Consider the following 18,164-nt stretch of genomic DNA (forward strand, 5'->3'; position numbering starts at 1 on the left):
TCTCTCGCGCGCTATGGTCACACCTGCCGCTCGCGCGCTCGCGCCTTTCCTGCTGTCGCTGGTGCCGAATACACTGGGCCGGATTGCTTTATCGACGCGGATCCCTGACCGCGCCTTGTTGACCACACGCGATACAACAGGCACGCCCATCCATCGTCGCGCCGCGCCGATTACCTGAAGCTGATTATCAATGCTTCTTCTTCGCTGCTTTCCCTGATTTTGGTTTTTCTCCCGGCAAATGCGACGTAGGAATGGGGGACATGTCGGGACCAATGCGACGCACCTGCGTATCGCGCATCGCGTAGGTGATCGTGCGCGGATTCACAGGCATCGTGATTCCGGTGGCCGGATCAATCGCAACCGTAGGCGAACTCGAAATCTGAAAGCTGAACACCGGTTCGGTTCCGTTCGCTCCGGGTTGCGTCCACACGCGAACCGGAAGAAAGCCCTGGATGGGGTGAATCCGGAATGCCGTCTCGTACCGGTGGCGTTTCAAGCTCCAGGTGAATACACGGATCTGGTCGAAATCGAAAGGCAGGCCTGATTTCGGCGGACTCAGCGCGGTGACATATTCCGGGACCTGGTGATTGGGAACGTCCGCCTCGGAATCCGTGACATGAGTGAGCACATAAGCGCCCACAATGCGCTGGCCTTCAGCATATTGCCCGACCTCGTCGGGCACGTCCACGTCGATGCGGCCACCCAGCATCCACCCGGTACGTCCCTGGCTATCGCGGATCAGCCACCAGTCCTCCATCGGAACCGGGGGTTCCGCCAGTTCGTCCGGTTCGGAGTTGGGCAGAGCTGCGGATGTCGACCTTGCCCTCCCCTCTTCGGATGCCTTCGACGTCTGCGCAGTGGGCTTGGCACCGGTTACGGTGGGCGGTATAGGATGTTTGACCGGTTGCGCGGGCACGCCGGGAGCTGTTTTTGGTACTGAGGCGCGCACCAGCAATTGAACTTTGTCATTCTCGGGAAGCAGGTAGAAGCGATCGCTGTTGCGGCCCGGACTGATGTGGAGGTAAATGTCATCGCGCACCGTACCCGTCGCGACAACCGGATCCTGCTTGTGTTCCGCCTCCATATGAGCAAAGCTGTCGTAGGTTTTGGAATCAATTACGGCACGCTCTTCGATCCAGCCGATTTCGTTTTTGTCGGTCTTCACCTTGAGGAACCGGCGTCCATGTTCCAGGACCTCGAGCGGTTGTCCGTTCACAACTGCGCCAACGCGGTTGGATACGGCTGCCACTCGATCGTGAAGGTACATTTGCCGGGCAGAAACATAGACGGTCTCATGCTGCTCGTGGCGTAACCGGTTGCACCCCGCGCCGAGGAGAAGAAAGCCGATTACAAGCAGAGCCGGAAATCCGGCCACCCTGGGCCGGACCGATGAGACGGAATGATTAGGCAATTGTGTGGGCACAGCCAGGAGGATCTACTTGAGGATAGCAGCAATGCGCGGCCCGTTAACAGGGCGTCTCATCAATGAAGCGCAGCCATGGCCCCGGCTTGGGTAGGAGCTGTGCCGGTCGCATTCGCGATTACCTGGTCCAGATAGCCTGGTTTGGTCGCGTCGATCGTGTAACCAGTCAGGTCGGGGTTGCTCCCGAAGTTCACGGCAAATACGAACGCGTGCGTGTTGTCTTCAACGATCGCCTGCGGATTAATGCCGGTGGTGAAAGTGCTTCCCAACGCGGTAAGGGTGAAGGCGCTATTCGCCGAGGTAATCGAGAAGCCGGCAATCACGCCGGTTGAGCCGCTGCTGGTTTGCCGGTTCACCACATAGACGAAATCCCCGGTTGAAAACGGCAGGATGGAATACGGCGCCAACCCGCCAATCCCGTAGGGCGAGCCGGAGATTTCCTGCAGGGTGCTGTAGTTGAAGGCGCGCAGCCCGCCGGTATTCGACCCGGAGGTTGCAACTGTCTCACCGATATAGAACAGCCGCGGCGCCGTGGAACCCGTCGGGATTGGATCGAAAGCCACTGAGAGAGCGGCCCCGGTCGCATTCTTGACACCGATGGTTGCCACTGTGCCGAACGGATTGGCGTTGTTGGGGTTGAAAGGTATGATCGCCGTGCCTTGAGAGCCCAGGGCGGCCAAAACAAGCGTATCGGTGGGAGAGATTGCCACTTGCTGGAAAGTCGTGGACGGCAATACCGCAGTTTCCACGGTGTTGGACGCGAGCAGGCCCGTGGATGGGTTCACGTGAATCGCATTAAGAGTTTGGGTCGCCGAAACTCCTTCCACCAGCCACGAATTGCTCGGATCTACGGCCATGTTCGTGGCGGGATCGGACGAAATGGCCTGGCCGGAGTTTCCCAGAGTCAGTTGGCCGGTCGATGTATTCACCGTGTATAGAAAAATGCCTCCGACGGTGCTGACGTACAGGAAAGCATTGTTGGGCGCGACCGTGATCGCAATGGGAGCAGCAGAAAGCGTGTAAGGGCTTCCCGGCAGTGCCGTGAGCGTACCGGCGTTTACGTAGAGACCAACCATCTCGCTCGTCGCGTTGTTCAAGACATAGAAATCGCCACTGCTCAGCTTTGTTGAACCGCCTCCGCCGCCTCCTGAGCTTGGCGGATCCCAGAACCCTGTGCAGCCTGTCAGGCACAATGCCGCAATCGCCAAGGACGCCCAATACCGAGTCTTCATGGCCGTTCCTCCCCCGAAACGCCAACGCTGCCCATGTCGCTCTAAGGGTAACGCTTCCCGGCGTGTCTGTCCCGTTTCGCCTTGGACAGGGCTTTCTTATTTTGCCATCTCGCAGGAAGGACGTGTGAAGATGATGATTCGCTCAACAGATACCGCGACCTGGAAAGCTCGGCGCCTTTCTGGAATCATTGCCGCGCTCGAAATCTTGCACAATGGCATTGACCGAATACGGTGAGACTCCACCTAAGGATTGAGTCAGCTACCCATCGACCGATGCAAGACAGCGCATCGACTGACCTACTACCGTTCTTCCGTGCAGCCCTCCTCGCGATTTCTTCCCCTGAACTCGGGTGGAGCCCTGCTCCTGGTGATTCCCGCCAGCATTCTCTAACTCATTGAGCCTTTGACGATGCGGCCGTTTTGCGGCGCATACGTCAGGGCCATCGATGTCGGCAGGTTCCACGCGAACCACGACGTCACTCTGTTTGTATTTTTCTGGGAGAGGCCGAAAACAACATGAACATGGTTCGCAATGTGCTGGCGTTTGTAGCACTTTCTTGCATCAGCTTATCTGCACAGCAGATCACAGGAAACATTCGCGGGACCGTTACAGACCCGAGCGGCGCTGTGATTCGGGGCGCCACGGTTACTGCCCAGCAGGTGGAAACGGGCCTGTCGCGCGTGACGACCACTGATCGCGACGGCAACTACATCCTTCTCGAACTCCCGGTCGGACACTACCACCTGCAGGTCTCGGCAAAAGGATTCCAGGAGCATGTGCAGGACGGCATCACGCTCAACGTGAACGAGACGGCTTCAGTCTCGGCACATCTCGCGGTCGGATCGGAAAAGCAGCAGGTGGTGGTGAGCGCCGATGCCGAGCTGATTGAGCCCACTGTCACCAGCATGGGCAAGGTTGTGCAACAGCAGGAGCTCGAGGATCTTCCCCTGAATGGGCGCAACTTTGCGCAACTTGGCCTGTTGCAGCCTGGAGTCGTTCCCTTGACGCCAGGTATAGCTGAAGCGGGCGGGTCGCTGCGCAACGGACAGGCTTATGCGGTCAATGGCCAACGACCTGAATCAAACAACTTCCTCATCGACGGCGCGAACAACTTCAACGGCGTTGACGGCGGATTCGTCCTTAAGCCGCCGGTTGACGCGATAAGCGAGTTCCGCATCATCACGCACAGCGCGAATGCCGAGTTCGGAGGCTCGCTGGGATCGACGACAAATGTCATCACTCGCTCGGGCACCAATCAGCTTCACGGAACACTCTGGGAGTTCCTGCGCAACGACGCATTCGACGCGACCAACTATTTCGCTCAGACACAGGAGCCGTTGAAGCAAAACCAGTTTGGCGCAGCCGCCGGCGGTCCAATCAAAAAGGATAAAGCATTCATTTTTGGATTCTATGAAGGCTTTCGCAATAGCCAGGGCATCTCAGCGCTTACTACGGTGCCATCGGTAAAAGAGCGTGCCGGCGATTTCTCGGAACTCTGCCCTGAGGGTTTTTCACACGGCTTCTGCAACAACCCGCAGAACCAGCTTTTCAACGTCTTCGCCAATGCACCGTACCCGAACAACCAGGTACCGTCGCAGCAGTTCAACCCGATTTCGCTCAACTTGCTGCCCTTCTTCCCGCTTCCGAACGCCGGTACGAATCTGTTCGCTACAACGCAAATTCTGACCAATGATACAGATCAATTCGGCATCAAGGTCGACGACTACCTCAATCCCCGCGACACGCTGAATTTCAGTTACATGTTTTACCAGCTCTCTCAACTCAGTCCGTTATCACCGGGCGGCGCCAGCGTGCCGGGCTTCCCCGTGGCCGAAAACCAGCGCGCGCAGAGCTTTGTCGCGCAGGATACGCACTCTTTTTCGCCAAGCATCATCGCTGTGGGGCGATTCTCGTTTCTCCGTAACAAGTTCCTCTTCGGCGAGTCTCAGAACCATGAGCCACCCTCAAGCCTTGGATTCCAATACACGCCGAGTCTCGATGCTGCCATTGGACCGCCGTTCATCCAGGTGAGCGGCTATACCCTGGTTGGTGATCCGATTACCGGCCCGCGCGACACCTACGAAAACGTCTACGATTTCTCTGGATCGCTGAGTTGGGTTCGTGGTAAGCACGCGCTGAAATTTGGCGGCGGATACCAATATCAGCAAATCAACGTACTGCAGGGGATCGCAACCAACGGCTTCTTCGTATTCGCGCCATTCCCGGTAACCGACGCGTTCGCCAGCTTCCTCACCGGGCAGCCTGTCGTCTTCCTGCAAGGCATCGGCGACTTCTCGCGCAATATTCGCGGCAACAATGCCAACGGGTACGTGCAGGATACCTACAAAGTCGCCCCGCGATTCACGATCAATGCCGGACTCCGCTACGAGTTGCCTCTGCCGTCCACCGAACTTCGAAATCGGGTATCGCTGTTTGAGCCGGGGAAGCAGTCCACGGTCATGCCGGATGCTCCGGCAGGTTTGCTGTATCCGGGCGATTCCGGAGTTCCCGCCGGACTGATCCCCACGGACTATAAGGCGTTTGCGCCGCGCGTTGGCATCGCCTGGGATCCGAGCAGTGATGGCAAAACGCTGGTAACCGCGGCGTACGGCATCTTCTACGAGCCTTATTACACCGGACAAGGCGGCCCTTTGCAGGCGCCCATCAGTGCGCCTCCGTACCTTGGGACACCGCAGGTGAGCCTGCCGAACTTCGCGGATCCGTTCAACGGCAATCCCCCCGCCCCAGGGACATTCACCCATCCACTCACGAACCTGACCCTGTCTCCGACGTTGACTCTTCCTTACACGCAAGACTGGGACTTGAACCTGCAGCAGTCATTTGCGAACGATTGGCTGTTCGAGATCGGATACGTCGGCACCAAGGGCACGCGTCTGCCCCGCTTTATCGAAGCGAACCCAGCGGTATTCGTTCCTGGGTACGTGGACGGCCAGCCAATTTCCAATTCCAGCAATGCCGATCAGCGGCGTCTATATTCCGGCTGCACGCTCGCCGATTCACCGGGCAGTTGCCAGTATTCCTCTACCGGCGAAATCGCGGGTATCGCCAATTCGTCGTACAACGCGTTGGAAACGTCGCTGCGCAAGCGATACAGCCACGGACTGTCCTTCCTCCTGTCATACACATGGTCAAAGGCGATCGACGATGTATCGTCATTCAACATAACCGGATCGGAGGCAAAGCCGGTCGCAGGCGAAAACGATCTCGCCCAGAATCCGTTCGATCTTGCAGCAGAGCGCGGGCCGTCGCTCTTCGACGCGCGCAACCGATTCGTTGCGAGCTACGTATGGGCGCTCCCATTCTGGAACCATCCTCGGAACTGGTACCAGTCAGCGTTAGGCGGATGGCAGTTGGATGGCATCGCCACGTTGATGAGCGGCACGCCGTTCACCGTCTTCGACTCGAATGATGTTGCGGCGCAAGGCAGCGCGCCGGAGATCACCGGATTCTCCGCCCAGCGGCCTAATATCATTGGCAACCCTAATAACGGTCCCCGTACGGTTGGCGCGTGGCTGAATACAGGCGCCTACCAGCGACTCGATCCCACAGCCAACGCGGGACAGTTTGGCACCGAAGGCCGCAACGTGAATGTCGGTCCGGCGTATGCAAATTGGGACTTTGCCACCCTGAAGAATTTCAAGGTCACCGAATCGAAGCAACTCCAGTTCCGCGCGGAGCTGTTTAACATTCTCAACCGCACAAACTTCTTTTTGCCTGACTGCGACATCAGTTCGCCGACATTCAACCACATCCTTGCAGCGGGGACTCCGCGCCAGGTGCAGTTTGCATTGAAGTTCATGTTCTAGCAAATGATCCTGGGCGTACACGAGTAGAGATATGAGGTCAGAGTTCTCATCCGATGCACCACAGTTGGAGGCCTCGAGCGGCGGCGCCGTCCTCCACCATTTGCGCTCTGCAGCACGGTGATCTCAATGGACAACTGTTATTGTCTTGGCCGGAAGACTAATGCCCTCCGGCCAACATGTCTTCTAAATGCAGACAGCTAAATCCAGCCTTATAACCGAGCAACCTTCCGCCATTCAATCAGTGGTCTGCTGACCCTGTCCCGCAATGGCAAGCGCCAATTCGCTTCCGGAAGGGATCTTCACGTTGTCCTTTTTCTTTGCCACGAATACACCTGAATTCTGCCCGGAGATTCTACTGTGGAGATCTACACCCGACATTACGTCGAGCTGATCGACCCCGAGCATACTCTTGGTCCAGTCATTCGATTCCTCGTCTCCGGGCGCTATGTTGTAGCCCTGCGCGTCTTCGTCATCAGGAGCATACACACCCACGATCATTGCCTTGATCGGAATGGTCTTGCCATCTTTCAGTTGAGCCGAAGTTATACGCAACGCCAGTTTCGAGTTCCCCTGTATTTGCATGTCATCCGTGGCGACCGTGCCCATCAGTTTTGTTCCGCGCGGCAGTTCAGAGCCGTCTTTCAGATGAACCTTTTGGCTCAGGACTGCCTCGAATTTAGTTCCAGGTTTTGAGTCTTTGGCGTCCAGCGTATTTTGGAGATACGAACGCGCACGAACCATCTGGGACGCTTCCTGTTGTGCCGCAGACTGGTTAGCCGAATTCTGAGTGGATTGTGAACTCATGGCGCTCTGACCATATGCGAGCCCTGGCAGAACAAGAGCCATCGACAATGCAACGGGAAGAGAAATCGCAACTCTATTTTTCATCTTGGGTACTCCGATACTTTGATTTGCTATCGCCTCACAAAACCGTGAGGCAAGTTACATGTCCTTAGATGGAAGACCCCACCCCAGGTTTCTCCTCGGCGCGAGCAAATGTTTGGTTGCTTTATTCAATCAAAAGCAACAATTCTTAACATTTTGCAGATGGCTTTTACTCTCCGCAGCAGGCGGGACTTGCGGGAAGATGGCTTACACGGGTATTCGAATTAGATTGACATCATGAAATCGGTTTGGTGGCGGCTTTCCCTATTGGTTCGTCGCGCGCCCTATCGATTTCCATACCAGGCGGGCTGCGGTGATGTCTTCAATCGCCATTCCAACAGACTTGAAGACGACGCGCTGATCGCGAGGAATTCTTGCCACCGATGGATCCGCCAGAATCTCCCCAATCTCCGCCTTAACCTTCGCTCCGGAAAGCAACACGTCGCCCGATTCCCGTTCGACGCTCGATCGTCCTTCTGCAATAACGTAGCTGGATAGCATGGCTTCATCATCGAGTTCGCGCAAACTCGCGCCGCTTGCGCCCACAGCGATAACCAAGGCATTCGGCTTAAGCCAGCTTCCTTTCAACACCGGAACCGGCGAGGTGGTCGCCGTGAGCACCACGTCGGCCGCACCGGCTTCCTCAGCGGTAACGGCCCGCGCGTTCGTCTCATCTGCAAGCCGAGCGGCATTCGCGGCATTGCGGCTTGAAATACGAATGTCCCGCATCTCCGGCCATACATGTTTCAGAGCGTCGATGTGCGCTCGAGCTTGCACGCCTGAGCCGATGATGCCAAAGCTTGTGGGTGCCGACTGAAAATGCAGTGGCGCAATTCCTGAGAAAGCCGCAGCAGAGACGGCCGCCGTGCGCATCTCGGTGATCAGGCGTCCATCCATGATGGCCAGCGGCTCTCCCGTCGCGCGCTTCATCAGTTCAATGATTGCCATGTGCGTGTGCAGACCGAGTTCATCGTTGCCGGCGTAAAACGTGACGGTCTTCACTCCCATCACATCGCCGGAAACGACCGGCATCACGCCGAACCAGCCGTTGCGATAATCGTCTGCATTGCCGGCGCGAAGAATCATCCGTGGCGGTTGATTCACGCGACCGGCCGAGTAATCAATCAATGCCTGGCGAATGGCAGGGATCAGGGCTTCATAGGTGAGAACTGCGCGAACCTCTTGCTCGGAAACGTACATAGAGGGTGCTAGTTTACAGCGAGAGGGTTCAATCAGTTGGGCCGATTGCTCGAGTTGGAACGGCGCCGAAAACGCTCATCTACAGGCTGGCGGCCTTTAAAGCCGTCCTCAATCGTATGCCAATACTCGATCGTGGTCTCACCCATGCGCCAGCAAAGCAAGACGACCTGCTCATCCACTCGGCAGGGAAAGTCGAGAAGACCCGTATCGACATCCTTCACCTGCACGCCAATTGCATCGATCTCGGCAATGCTCTCGCGAACCGTCTCCTGGTGAGCTTCAATCTCAGTGCGCTGGCGGCCCACATCCGCGACATTCACACGCATGCCTCCGGCCAGGTAAATCCGCCTGCCAAGTTCGGAAAGTTGCGATTCGATCTCCTGCGCAGCGCGCTTGCCTTCGATAGCTCGCTTCAAGAGCGACTCCAGCAAAGGAAGTAGCGATTGCGCTTCGTCAATGGTGAACGTCTTCATTTTGGTTTCTACCACTAGCATACGACGGATGCTTTCGCTCCACCAGCAACTTGAAAAACTGGAGTAACCGTGTTTCGCGCCGTCGAAAAAGATAGACCAGCAGATTTTTCGGCTGCTCTCGACCCGGGGAGGGCCCGTTGCATATTACGAACAGAAGCTTGGATTTAAAGTTGTCCTGCGATTGCCTGGAAACGAGTACGCGAAGTCTGAATCAGCCGATTTCAAGCATCCGGTCAAGCGCCACGCGCGCCCACCGCTTCACGCCGGAACGCACCTTGATGCGATTCACGACGCGCCCTTCCACCAGGTTTTCCAGCGCCCACGCAAGGTGCTGCGGGCTGATGCGATACATGGTGGTGCAGAGGCACCCGTGATCATCGAGACTCAGAACGCGTTTGCCCTGTGCGGCGAAACGACGCGCCAGGCGATTCACCAGGTGAATCTCCGTGCCGATTGCGAAGGTGGTCTCTGGCGGTGCATCTTCAACAATCTTGATCAGCCGCTCAGTTGAGCCCAGTGCGTCCGCCTTCTGGCAGACTTCCCAGCGGCACTCCGGATGCACGATCACCTGGATGCCTGGATGTTTAGCGCGAATCTCGTCCACATGACTGGGCAGGAAGCGCTGGTGAACGGAGCAATGCCCCTTCCACAAAAGAATCCGGCTGTCAGCCAGATCAGAGGCCGGCTGCCCCCCTTGTAGCGCCCACGGGTCCCAAACCGCCATCTGCTCCGGCGGAATTCCCATTGCATAGCCGGTGTTGCGCCCGAGGTGCTGGTCAGGCAGAAACAGAATGCGCTTGCCACGCGCGAAGGCCCACTCAAATGCGGCACGACAATTGGAGGATGTGCAAACCAGCCCGCCACGCTCCCCGCAGAACGCTTTGATCGCAGCCGTCGAATTCATGTAGGTCAGCGGAATCATATCCGCCGTCAACCCCAGCCGTTCGAGCGCTTCCCAGCAGGCTTCTACCTGCGAGATCTCCGCCATGTCGGCCATTGAGCATCCTGCGTTCAGATCCGGCAGAATGACCTGTTGTTCATTGCGCCCGAGAACATCAGCGCTCTCCGCCATGAAGTGCACACCGCAAAAAACGATGTATCCGGCATCCGTCTCGGCAGCAACCTTCGAGAGCTTGTAGCTATCCCCGGTAGAGTCGGCGAAGCGAATTACCTCGTCGCGCTGATAATGGTGGCCGAGCAGGATGGTTGACGCGCCCAGATGTGCGCGCGCCTTTGCGATCCGTTCGTCCATGCTGTGATCGGGAAGAGCCAGGTAGTTTTCCAGGCTGCATGCATTGCCGGTCTCCGGCGAGACCGCCGTCTCTTCGTCAATAATCAAATTCACCTTGTCCGCCTTCAGTCCGCCTGGTTTATACAAGAACCGGCGAACGGGGATGTTGAAAGCACTCAACGGCTGCAGTGGATGCGCTGTCGCTACGGCATACCCGACGATTTACGCCAGGCATTTCAGAATGCGACCCCACCCACGGGGTTGTTGCAACCTTCTACAAATGGATGCGACCAGCTATCAGCGGACTCAGCAAATCGGGTCCGCAAATATCGCTTCCACCGAATCGATTTTACCAAAGAGCCTGCACCCACGCTGCACCGTACCGCGTTAATCGAACAGGGTCAATGACACCAACGTTTGTGAGTGCGGAGCACGGGCAGTTATCATTAGCCTTCATGGGAGCGCACCCGCCAATTCTGTTGGGCACAGTGTCGATGGTGGACTCCATCATCCTGATGGTGATGGCTCTTGTCGTGTTCGGGCCTCGGCGCCTGCCCCAGATCGGCCGCCAGATCGGCAAGCTCATGTATGAGTTCCGCAAGGCCTCCAATGACTTCAAGTTCCAGATGGAAGAGGAGTTGCGTCTCTCTGAGGAATCCGACCGCCGCAAGAAAGAAGAAGAGCGGCAACGTTCCCTGGCGGCTTTGGCAGCGACCGAGCAAGCATCGGTTTCAGCCGATCCTCCGGCACCGGTACAAGCCGTAGCATCACCCTATCCGGGCGAGGGCACCTATCCCTCGCAGTATCCGCCCGAAACACCCGCAGCTGCGACCGAGGAGACGGTCCCTCGTATCATGCCGCCTTCCACGGGCGAGACCATAGCAGCGTCGCGGCCTGGTCGTGTCTCGGAGCCACTTTCTGAGACCCCTGCCGAAGCGACGAAGGTCGAACCGGATACGAATGCCCTGCAATCCCCGAACAACACGAGCCCCTCACCTGACCCTGCGGAGGCCCTGAACCAGCATGGTTGATGCCGTCGAAGCAATCGGCAAGGCGCGAGCGGCGGTGTCAGAACGCGCGGATCTCCCTGGCATGAGCCTGATGGAGCACCTCGACGAACTGCGCAAGCGCATTGTCCATTCCGCACTTTACCTCGTCGCCGGATTCATTGTGGCGTGGCTCTTCAAGGATGCGCTGCTCAACTTTCTCCAGAGGCCGCTCCTGAAAATCGGCAAATCCCTGGTGTTTACCCACCCCATGGATGCGCTCAATCTCTATCTGCAGGTTGCACTGCTGGCCGGAGCCATCCTGGCAAGTCCATTCATCCTCTTTCAGGTTTGGCTCTTCATCGCACCCGGCCTTTACCAGAAGGAGAAGCGCTTCGTCTGGCCCTTCATGTTGGCCACAGTGGGACTGTTCCTGGCTGGCGCGAGTTTCGGCTACTTCTACGTTCTCCCCGGCGCCATGGAGATCCTCATCATTAAGATGGGGCACAACTTCACGCCCATGATCACCATAGAGGATTACAGCAGCTTCTTTCTTTCCATCATCCTCGGCCTCGGCATCAGCTTCGAACTGCCAATCCTCATCTTCTTTCTCGCCATGTTTGGCATTGTGAGCCCGCGATTCCTCTGGAAGAACATCCGCTACGCCATTCTTGCCGTCTTCATCGTCGCTGCGATCATCTGCCCCAGCCCCGATCCGTGGACGATGTGCATTTACGCGATTCCCATGCTGGCGCTTTACCTGGTTGGAATCGCGGTAGCATGGTGGGTTCATCCCTCCCGCAAAAAGGCCAAAGAGGCCGCGGTATGACCCCTTCGTCGTGCCAAGCCCGTGTCCTCCTGAGCGGAGCAGCTTGGGGCCCCACGCAGTGGGGTAAGCGGAGCGAAGGATCTGCTTTAGTCTTTCAGCATCACCGCCGGGTGCCCCATCTCTCGCTTTTGAGACATGGGATAGCATCTATTGTTGCTCTCGTCCTCCTCCTCGTCCCCGCCGCCTCGCCCGCACAACAACACTTCAATGGCAATAAGGCCTACGAATACGCCCGCGCCTTTGCCGCGATTGGTCCCCGCTGGCCGACCGGTCCGGGCCATGTGAAGGCCGAAGAATTCATCCGCAACCAGTTCAAGCACGATCAGCTCGAACAGGACACCTTCATCGCAAATACCCCCATCGGCCCCGTCACCTTGCACAACTTCATCGTGCGCTTTCCAGGCACAAAAGACGGCGTGATCGTCCTCGGCACGCATTACGAGACGAACTACCCGCTCCGTAACATCAACTTCGTAGGCGCGAACGACGGTGCCGCAACAACCGGCCTGCTGATGGCGATTGCGGACCAGTTGCGCGGCAAAAAGCTCGAAGGCTACTCGGTGTGGCTGGTCTTCTTTGACGGCGAAGAAGCCTTTCAGAAGTGGTCGGCATCCGACTCGACCTTCGGCAGCCGTCACCTGGCGGCGAAATGGGGCGGTGACGGCACACTGGGCCGCATCAAGGCCTTCATACTGGCTGACATGATCGGCGACAAGGATCTGGACATTCAGCGTGAGACGCGCTCCGCGGAATGGCTTGTGGACCTGGTGCGCAAAGCTGCAAAAAAGTTCGGCTACGAGCGTTACTTCTTCCAGACCGAGGAGGCGGTCGACGACGACCATCTTCCCTTCGTACAGCGAGGCGTGCCCGCCATCGACATCATCGATCTGGACTACGGGCCGAACAACAGCTACCACCACACCGTGCAAGACACCATGGACAAGGTCAGCGCCCACAGCCTCACTATCGACGGCGACGTCTTCCTGGAAACAATCAAACTGATCGACCAGCGATAAAAGCAGCGGTCGCAATTGCCCGGACGAAAGCACAAATACCCGAGTTCGTGTCATCCCGTCGGTAAAGCGGAAGGCGTTGTCAGGCACAAAAGCGGGGCAGTTTGGTGCCCCACGCAGTGGGGTAAGCGGAACGAAGGATCTGCTTTCCTCTTTCAGCATCACCGCCGGGTGCCCCATGTCTCGCTTTTGAGACATGGGAAAGCACAACCCACCCAAGCCCGTGTCCTCCTGAGCGCAGCAGTTTGGGGCCCCGTGAACGCACAGCATTCATGGGGTAAGCGGAGCGAAGGATCTGCTTTCGTCTTGCAGCATCACTGGGCGGGTTGCCCCTGTCCCGAAGATCGTTCTCAACCACGCTGAGGGTGCCTCGAAATCGGGGCCATCCGCCGTTCTCCTTGGTCAATCCGCAGGATTCCGGCGACCTTGCCGTATGATGTCTGCAGTTCCCTCAATTCCCAAATTCAAATTTCGCTGTGCCGACGGAGCGCGCTTTGCAAGGATCCGGCCGATCGCCGGGCGCAAGGTATCGAGAGTTGTCTGGCTTCCCATAGGTATCTTTCTTCTCGCCAGTGTCTGGGAACTGGCGGAGTTCTTTATGCCGCTCTCGCAAGCACTGGAAATGAACCGGACGAATGCGATGCGCGAGATACCATGCCGTGCGATACGATCCAATTCCCAGGTGCGTCTTCAATTGATTCGCAGAGATGCTTTTCTTGGCGTCCACGACGATTGCAAGGGCCATGAACCACTTGTGCAAGGGGAGATGCGAGTCATTGAAGATCGTGCCGCTTGTGCCTGAGAACTGCTGTTTGCAGGTAGGCTCCAGGCACTAAAAGATGCTTTGGCGGACGTTCTTCGATGTGCCCTTGCGGGTAATGCGGCTGATCTTATCCACGCCACAGATGGGGCAGCGAACGACGCCATCAGGCCAGCGCATCTTTTCGATGTACCCTAAGCACTCTTCATCAGTCGGAAACTGCTTGGTTACGTCGATCAGGTTCATTCTTCAGGCTCCGGTACTTCTAGCAATCTCAATTCATGCGACAGTGCGCGGATTTCGTTCTCGACTTGATCAAGCCGGTATGCAATCTGGGCCAGATTGACTTTATATTTCGTTGCCGTCTCCACAATGCGCTTGCGCTCGGCCTCGGCTGTCTCCAGTCGGGCTTTGAAAACCGCAATCTTCGCCTTGTGGAGCGAAGCCATAAACAGATATTAGAGGTATTCTAGTTCTGTGCCAAGTGCATAATCATCTCTGTAAATCAACTAGAATGAACACTTTTCACACCGAGTATGGGTGGGGGAGGGGCAGGAACAATACGCAGATGCGACCGTCCCCGGGCGGATCGTCCCTGACCACTGTTCCCTGGCCACTGATCACGGTCCTGTAGCATTCAAACAATGATCGCTGGCGCGTCCTGGGGGTGGTGGATTGGATTTCACAGTGCAGTCCTCACGCTGCTTCTGGTGGACGCGTTCCTGCCTGCAAATCGGCGCGAAGAACCGCGCACGCAAGCCACAGCATGGTTATGGACCGGCATTCTTGTTTTATGTACTGCTGCATTTGCCATCTGGATTGCGGTCGGGCAGGGTCGTCACAATGCACTCGAATTCGTGGCTGGCTATGCCATCGAGACTTCGCTGAGCATCGATAATCTCTTCGTCTTCCTGATTCTCTTCGAGGGTTTCCGCATTAGCCAGAAGCGCCAGCACACGGCCCTGCTCTGGGGAGTTGCGGGTGCAATCATTCTGCGCGCATTGTTTATCGCCATGGGCGTCTCGCTCATCCAGCGCTTCGACTGGATCAGTTTGATATTCGGCCTGTTCCTGCTTTACGCGGCATTCAAGCTTTTCCGCGTCGGCTCCGCTCGCGCAGTCATACCAGCATGGATTCGCCGCCTGCAGCCCGCAAAGGGTTCTCTTCTCCCCGTCATCCTCGCCGTGGAATTTACAGACGTCTTGTTCGCCGCCGATTCCATTCCGGCCGTGCTCGCCGTCACTCGCGACCCTTTCGTGGTCTACACCTCAAACATCGCGGCCATTCTCGGACTGCGCTCGCTCTACTTTGCGCTCGCCGCGTTGCTTGAACGTCTCCACTACCTGCATTACGGCCTCGGCGCCATTCTGATGTTTGTAGCTCTCAAAATGCTTGCCGCACGCTGGCTTGAAGTGCCTGTGACAATCTCGCTGGCTGTGATAGGCGCGATTCTAGCGATTTGCGCTGTGGTGTCCTCGTTCGCAGACAAAAATCCCGCGCGGCCGCCAGTCGAAAAAGTCGCCTCGCGCTGATTCCCTTTCACCAGGCTTCAAACGCGACGCTCCCATCACTCCTGTAGATCGAGTGCCTCTGAAAGCGTCCATCGTCGCGATGTGGAAAGTCACTGCGGAAGTGAGCGCCGCGGCTCTCTTCCCGGGCAACCGCAGCGCATAAGATCGCCCCAGCCACGCGCGTCAGCGACAGCCCTTCGAACAGCCGCCTGCTTCGATGTCCCCGCTTGTCGAAGTGCGCCAATTCCTCCTGGCACTCCGCCTGCGCACGCAGTCCGCTTTGCAGACCAGACGCGGAACGCAACAGTCCGCCGTCCGCCCAAATGGCGCGCCGCAAAGCGCGAATATGGTCGGCGACGAGCGCTGCGTCGCTTTCGTTTAGCGGTAATCCAGCGGGAAGATTGGATTCACCCGGCACAAGCTGCGCGCAATCTTCCACCATCGCCTGCGCCGCCCGCGCGCCGAAGACCAGTCCTTCGAGCAACGAATTCGAAGCCAATCGATTGGCGCCGTGCACGCCGGTACATGCGACTTCCCCCGCAGCATAGAGTCCACGCACTGACGTCCGACCCATCAGGTCCGTGCGAATGCCGCCCATCAGGTAATGCGCTGCAGGCCGCACAGGAATCAGGTCGCGCACGAGTTCAAGCGAATAGTTAGCCAGGAATCGACTGATCCCAGGAAATCGCTGCCGCAGATCGATGCCTCTCACATGGCGCATGTCGAGATGGACCACGCGCGCTTTTCCAAACTCGTCCATGCCCTCCCGTGTGATGGCACGTGCAACCACATCGCGAGGAGCAAGTTCAAGCAGCGGATGATAGCGCTCCATGAAGCGCTCGCCACGGTCGTTACGTAAGTAGGCTCCTTCGCCGCGAAGCGCCTCCGAGAGCAGAAAGCGAGGCGCTCCCGCCAGTGAAAACGCGGTGGGATGGAACTGGTAAAACTCCATGTCAGCAAGTTCGGCACCGGCATCGAGAGCCAGGGCAAGCCCATCGCCCGTCGCAACCTCGGGATTCGTGGTGTCGCTATAAACCTGCCCCGCGCCGCCCGCTGCGATAAGAACTGCGCCAGCGACGATCCGCTTGCAATCTTCAATCTGATCGCCGGCAGCCTTTGCCGAAGCCAGTTCCACTCCGATCACGCGGCCATCCGCCATCAGCAGTTTCGTAACCATCGTCCACTCGGCAAACTTGATCCGAGGATGCGCATGGGCAAGGGCCACCAGCGAACGGCTGATCTCTGCACCAGTTGCATCGCCGTTGGCGTGGAGTATCCGCGGCCGGGAATGCGCCCCTTCCCGCGTTCTCAACAGCCGTCCTGAAGCGCTATCAAATCGAGTGCCCCATTCGATGAGTTCAGCCACCCGTTCCGGTCCTTCGGCGACCAGCGCCTGCGCGGCAGGTCGATACACGAGACCATCACCCGCAGAAATGGTGTCTTCAAAATGCAGCTTGAGGTCTTCTTGATCTTCCGCTTCAGCAACGGCTATGCCGCCCTGTGCATAGTGGGTGTTCGATTCGCCGAGCGACTCTTTCGTGATGACGAGAACTTCCCCGTGATCGGCCAGTTTCACGGCTGCGCGCAATCCTGCCACGCCGGCGCCCATCACAAGGTAGTCCACTGAAGATCTCAAAGCCATCGGATTCGAGCCTATCATTTTGAGATATGCGCGGTTTCACCCATGCGCCGCGAATAAGCAGAGCGAGTCCGTAACCGCTGCCCACTTTCACAAACCGGGATTCATTGCGATGCCAGCTGGCCAATTACATAAGTACGCTTGTTTCCCGATGGAAATGCAGAAATCGTAACCCGCAGATTGCCGTTCGAGTCGCACGTATATTCCTCGCGCGCAAGCATTCCATTTTCGGCTGTCATCGGCGCCACAGTGACCGCCGACAGGTTCGCGCACTCCGAGAGACGAGAATCAAATGGAAACTGAATCTGTTCCCAGTTAGTGATTTCGCCAATCGGCTGCCCTTGTTCATCCAGCCTGGAGCATTCGAGATAGCGGAAATGACCGATATTATGAGCGGGCCGATAAGTGCGCTCTAGCCGCAAAGGGAGCTGCCCCTGCTCGGGCAAACGCATGCCACGAGGGAAAATCAAGTCGAAGACAATCGCCCGGCCCGACTCCGCTTCGCGCCATATACCAAAATTCTGATTGAACTGCTCATGCAGTTGCTCCGAACCTGAACCCGCACGAATAGCCAGCCCCACCGCGCTGGCTGATCGCATGTAGGCTGAGCGGCGTACCTTGCGCCCAAAGCTCTCCTTGAGAACTCGAGCGACCGGCGGAAGCTCCGATCCCCCTCCCGTCACGTACAACGTATCGAGTTGAGCGTCGGGGCGAGCCGAGAGCAGCTTCTCAACAATCTCCCGCGTTGATTCAATGATGGGCCGGCAGCGCTCGTAATACAGATCCACCGGAAATGTCACCTGCTCCAACTCTGGACGCACCCTTTCCAAATCAATGCTGATCTTCCGCGTGTTCGGACTCAGGGATTCTTTTTTCTCGCGGCACTCATCCAGCAGCACGCGGCGCTCCGACGTCGTGAGGGGCGACGGCAACTTCGCGACTTCCAGAGCGAAGTCCGCGAGTATCTCGTCAAAATCGTCTCCGCCTACTTGCGGCAATCCATCTGAAGCTTCAACCGTGTGCTCCGTCGCACCAAGCGTCAGGAGCGAAACATCGAACGTACCGCCTCCAAGGTCATAAACCAGCAGGCTTCCACCGGCCCGGTGTCTGCGCTCGGCGCTGTTGCGATAGGCGTATTCGATAGCCGCGGCCGA

The 18,164-nt window shown here is 57.6% G+C and carries 16 protein-coding genes; 5 read left to right on the forward strand and 11 right to left on the reverse strand.

Annotated features, from left to right (window positions below):
• Positions 1-187: 187 nt before the first annotated feature.
• Both WA354_RS21875 and WA354_RS21880 read right to left on the reverse strand, forming a co-directional pair.
• Positions 188-1,411, reverse strand: a complete 1,224-nt coding sequence (locus WA354_RS21875) for an SH3 domain-containing protein (RefSeq protein WP_472815142.1) — start codon at positions 1,409-1,411, stop codon at positions 188-190.
• 71 nt (positions 1,412-1,482) lie between these two features.
• A complete protein-coding gene (locus tag WA354_RS21880) occupies positions 1,483-2,655 on the reverse strand; it encodes a beta-propeller fold lactonase family protein (protein ID WP_472815143.1) in 1,173 nt (390 codons plus the stop codon).
• A gap of 516 nt (positions 2,656-3,171) precedes the next feature.
• On the opposite strand from WA354_RS21880, the gene WA354_RS21885 reads away from it, so the two are divergent.
• On the forward strand, positions 3,172-6,483 hold the full coding sequence (locus WA354_RS21885) for a TonB-dependent receptor (protein ID WP_472815144.1): 3,312 nt from the start codon (positions 3,172-3,174) through the stop codon (positions 6,481-6,483).
• Between the two features lie 234 nt (positions 6,484-6,717).
• On the opposite strand, the gene WA354_RS21890 is transcribed toward WA354_RS21885, so the two are convergent.
• The 4 genes from WA354_RS21890 to nadA form a co-directional block, all read right to left on the reverse strand.
• Complete coding sequence (locus WA354_RS21890) at positions 6,718-7,371, reverse strand: TraB/TrbI/VirB10 family type IV secretion system protein (protein ID WP_472815145.1); 654 nt, start codon at positions 7,369-7,371, stop codon at positions 6,718-6,720.
• Between the two features lie 261 nt (positions 7,372-7,632).
• Positions 7,633-8,568, reverse strand: coding sequence for an ornithine cyclodeaminase family protein (locus WA354_RS21895; protein ID WP_472815146.1), 936 nt, complete (start codon positions 8,566-8,568; stop codon positions 7,633-7,635).
• Positions 8,569-8,600: 32 nt separating this feature from the next.
• Positions 8,601-9,041, reverse strand: a complete 441-nt coding sequence (locus tag WA354_RS21900; RefSeq protein WP_472815147.1) for a DUF2203 family protein — start codon at positions 9,039-9,041, stop codon at positions 8,601-8,603.
• Between the two features lie 211 nt (positions 9,042-9,252).
• Positions 9,253-10,386, reverse strand: coding sequence for a quinolinate synthase NadA (gene nadA / locus WA354_RS21905; RefSeq protein ID WP_472815148.1), 1,134 nt, complete (start codon positions 10,384-10,386; stop codon positions 9,253-9,255).
• 290 nt (positions 10,387-10,676) lie between these two features.
• Between nadA and WA354_RS21910 the strand changes: the two genes are divergently transcribed.
• The 3 genes from WA354_RS21910 (at position 10,677) to WA354_RS21920 (ending at position 13,103) form a co-directional block, all read left to right on the forward strand.
• Positions 10,677-11,303 (forward strand): Sec-independent protein translocase subunit TatA/TatB, encoded by a 627-nt coding sequence (locus WA354_RS21910; protein ID WP_472815149.1) that lies wholly within the window; start codon positions 10,677-10,679, stop codon positions 11,301-11,303.
• The gene (gene tatC, locus WA354_RS21915) at positions 11,296-12,087 is read left to right on the forward strand and encodes a twin-arginine translocase subunit TatC (RefSeq protein WP_472815150.1); all 792 of its coding nucleotides are present in this window, start codon (positions 11,296-11,298) and stop codon (positions 12,085-12,087) included. Before WA354_RS21910 ends, tatC begins: the two co-directional genes overlap by 8 nt.
• 110 nt (positions 12,088-12,197) lie before the next feature.
• Positions 12,198-13,103 (forward strand): M28 family peptidase, encoded by a 906-nt coding sequence (locus tag WA354_RS21920; RefSeq protein WP_472815151.1) that lies wholly within the window; start codon positions 12,198-12,200, stop codon positions 13,101-13,103.
• Positions 13,104-13,551: 448 nt separating this feature from the next.
• On the opposite strand, the gene WA354_RS21925 is transcribed toward WA354_RS21920, so the two are convergent.
• The 3 genes from WA354_RS21925 to WA354_RS21935 form a co-directional block, all read right to left on the reverse strand.
• On the reverse strand, positions 13,552-13,845 hold the full coding sequence (locus tag WA354_RS21925) for a hypothetical protein (RefSeq protein ID WP_472815152.1): 294 nt from the start codon (positions 13,843-13,845) through the stop codon (positions 13,552-13,554).
• A gap of 87 nt (positions 13,846-13,932) precedes the next feature.
• Entirely contained in the window at positions 13,933-14,106 is a 174-nt protein-coding gene (locus tag WA354_RS21930; protein ID WP_472815153.1) for a transposase, read from the reverse strand.
• Positions 14,103-14,309, reverse strand: coding sequence for a hypothetical protein (locus WA354_RS21935; RefSeq protein WP_472815154.1), 207 nt, complete (start codon positions 14,307-14,309; stop codon positions 14,103-14,105). Before WA354_RS21935 ends, WA354_RS21930 begins: the two co-directional genes overlap by 4 nt.
• Before the next feature lie 195 nt (positions 14,310-14,504).
• On the opposite strand from WA354_RS21935, the gene WA354_RS21940 reads away from it, so the two are divergent.
• Positions 14,505-15,392, forward strand: coding sequence for a TerC family protein (locus WA354_RS21940; protein ID WP_472815155.1), 888 nt, complete (start codon positions 14,505-14,507; stop codon positions 15,390-15,392).
• Between the two features lie 7 nt (positions 15,393-15,399).
• Here the strand turns inward: WA354_RS21940 and nadB are convergent, their stop codons facing one another.
• Together nadB and WA354_RS21950 are read right to left on the reverse strand one after the other, a co-directional pair.
• Complete coding sequence (gene nadB, locus WA354_RS21945; RefSeq protein ID WP_472815156.1) at positions 15,400-16,995, reverse strand: L-aspartate oxidase; 1,596 nt, start codon at positions 16,993-16,995, stop codon at positions 15,400-15,402.
• A gap of 119 nt (positions 16,996-17,114) precedes the next feature.
• Positions 17,115-18,164 (reverse strand): Hsp70 family protein (locus tag WA354_RS21950; protein WP_472815157.1); only part of this gene is annotated, 1,050 nt, incomplete at its 5' end.

This window comes from Occallatibacter sp. (assembly GCF_049802275.1).
In the GTDB taxonomy this organism is placed as follows: domain Bacteria; phylum Acidobacteriota; class Terriglobia; order Terriglobales; family Acidobacteriaceae; genus Telmatobacter.